The sequence below is a fragment of the Pedobacter sp. UBA5917 genome (assembly GCF_002432345.1).
Taxonomy (GTDB): Bacteria; Bacteroidota; Bacteroidia; order Sphingobacteriales; family Sphingobacteriaceae; genus Pedobacter.
The window spans coordinates 1-2,694 of the sequence record NZ_DJDT01000289.1 but is presented as its reverse complement, the minus strand read 5'-3'; the positions used below and the strand labels follow the sequence as shown (position 1 = coordinate 2,694).

Sequence of the window (2,694 nt, the reverse complement as noted above, 5' to 3'; positions counted from 1 at the left end):
GTCAAACAATTTAAAACCAGAGATTACCACCGGTTATGAAGGTGGTGTTGATTTTAGGTTGTTTAAAGGTTTGATTGACGGTACAGTAACTTACTACAATACCAGCTCAACCGGGCAGGCCATTACAGCCGGTGTGCCTATTACTACAGGTTATAGTTATTACCTTTTAAATACAGGCGAATTGACCAATGAGGGTTTGGAAACAGCCTTACATTTTACCCCCATCAGAAAAGGCGACTGGAAACTAACCGTTGGAGGTAACTATACTTACAACAATAACAAGCTGGTATCACTTTCTAATGATTTAACGCGCATAGGTGTAAGCAACAGCTCTACTATTTTCGGTCAGGTTGGAGCGGTATATCCGGTAATTATCGGGTCAGATTATATCCGTGATCCGGAAGGCAGGGTAGTGGTTGATAAAAACACAGGCTATCCTGTTGGAAAAACTGAAGGTAATATTTTAGGAAATACCATTCCTAAAAATAGATTGGGACTGGATTTTCAACTGACCTACAAAGGCTTGACTCTTTCTGGATTGTTTGAGTATAGATCTAACTATGTACAATACAGTACTGCAGGGTCAACTTACGATTTCTCGGGATCATCAGCCAGAAGCGCGTATTATAACCGGGAAAAATTTGTGTTTCCTAATTCATCATATTACGATGCTACGAGCGGAACTTATGTTGCCAATAACAGCGTTACCGTATCAGATGGTGGAGCGGGTTTCTGGACCAGCAGCAGTTTATATTCAAGTGTAACCAGCAATTATGTGTATTCGGGTAACTACTGGAAATTGAGGGAGCTTGCATTAGCCTACAAACTTCCATCATCGGTATTACGGAATGTAAAGTTCATTAAATCGGCTACCATCAGTGCGCAGGGCAGGAACCTGTTTATCTGGCTCCCAAAATCGAACGAATATGCTGACCCTGATTATAGCAATAACGGGGCTGACAGTAATGCAGTGGGTATTACTTCGTTATCGCAAACACCTCCAACAAGGTATTATGGCGGAACTATATCATTAACTTTTTAATGGCAAGAATTATGAAAAGATTTTTAAAACTAACTGTCCTTTTAACCATCATTTTTGCTGCGCCGGGCTGTAAAAAAGAATATCTGGATATCAACGACAATACAAACTCGGCCACCTCTTCTTCACCAGAACTGGTTTTGCCTGCCACTTTAAATAATACGGCGTCGAATTTTATTACTTATTTTAATTACGGTGCATGGATGGCGGGTTATCAGGCCAATGCAGGCGGTTATTCTTTCTCCGGATCGACTTTCTTCACCTATAACTGGAATTCGGGTACAAATAATGGGCTTTTTAACAGCGCCTACACTGATTTAAGAAGTTTCCAGTATATCATTACTTCAACTTCGGGCGTAAACAAATATGTACTGTTTAATGCGGTGGCCAGGATAATGAAATCGTACTACTATCAGATTCTGGTTGATGAGTATGGCAATGTACCTTACAGCGAAGGTTTAGCCGGTACCGATAATCTGACCCCGCATTACGATGATGCTGCAACAATCTATAAATCGCTGGTATCTGAAATCGACGCGGCAATCGCTCAGCTTAAAGCAAATGGTACAAGTACCGTAGTAAAAGCGTTAGGTTCTGCTGATGTAATGTTTGGTGGTGATGTTACCAAATGGATCCAGTTTGCCAATAACATCAAACTGCGTATTTTAACCCGTGCACAGGATGGTCCATTAGCCTCTTTTGCAGCTACCGCATTCGGAACTTTTTCTTCAGAAGGTTTTTTAACCAGTGATATATTGATCGATCCGGGTTATGTAAGTACCAGCGCACGTCAAAATCCGTTATGGAATACTTACCATTCATCTTACACCGGTAGCAATGGCGCTTACGCCGCACAGCAGATTCCTACAAAGTGGATTTTTTCATTCTACAATGGCACAAAACTAAGCGACGCAACACGTGGCGCACTGATCTATAAAAACTTTGCAGCCAATACCACGCCAACCAATCAATTGGGTAACGAAAGTAATGTACCTTCGTGGATTTCAGGTTATCCGGCTTGGTACATCGGTGTTGGAACGGCATTGAGCGCACCGGCAGCTCAGGGAATAATTAAAAGCAGGGTAATGGGACAATTGATTATGCCTGCGGCAGAGACCTATTTCCTATTGGCCGAAGCAGCATTGAAAGGTCACACGCTGTCGGGCGATGCAGCAACAAATTTCGATAATGGCATCAGGGCTTCTTATAATTACCTTCAAAAAACGGGTACAACCACAACATCGGCAACCAGTACCGTTCTGGATGCTTATCTTACCGCTTATAAAACTGCGAACGCAGGTAGCTACCTGGTAAATTATAATCTCGCAACTACAAATGCACAACGTTTAGAAGCGATTATTACCCAGAAATATATCGCCCTTAATTTTGTAAATGGTTTTGAGGCCTGGCAGGAATACAAAAGAACAGGCTATCCGGCTATATCCGGAACTGGGGCAACTACAACATTTGTGTCGTTGCAATCGTCGGCTACTACGGCCGATAAATTACCTGTACGTAATCTGTATCCAACTACCGAATATAACTTAAACCCAAATGTTCCTACTGGATTAAGTGCCTATACTTCGAAAATTTTCTGGGACGTTAACACCAACTAGTTTTTAGATAATGAAAATAGATATGAAAAATTATAAAAA

General features: G+C 41.5%; 1 protein-coding gene and 1 pseudogene. Both read left to right on the top strand.

Annotated elements, in window-relative coordinates; genetic code table 11:
- A pseudogene (locus tag B2V92_RS20100) lies at nucleotides 1-1,042 on the top strand (TonB-dependent receptor); the annotation flags it as partial.
- An 11-nt stretch (nucleotides 1,043-1,053) separates the two neighbouring features.
- Nucleotides 1,054-2,655 carry a SusD/RagB family nutrient-binding outer membrane lipoprotein gene (locus B2V92_RS20095; protein ID WP_293311590.1) on the top strand — a complete coding sequence of 534 codons (1,602 nt, stop codon included), beginning with the start codon at nucleotides 1,054-1,056 and terminating at the stop codon, nucleotides 2,653-2,655.
- Nucleotides 2,656-2,694: the final 39 nt, after the last annotated feature.

What these genes read in the sequence shown, in the direction of transcription:
- B2V92_RS20095 (WP_293311590.1), top strand. Translation starts at nt 1,054, where the DNA reads ATGAAAAGATTTTTAAAACTAACTGTCCTTTTAACCATCATTTTTGCT.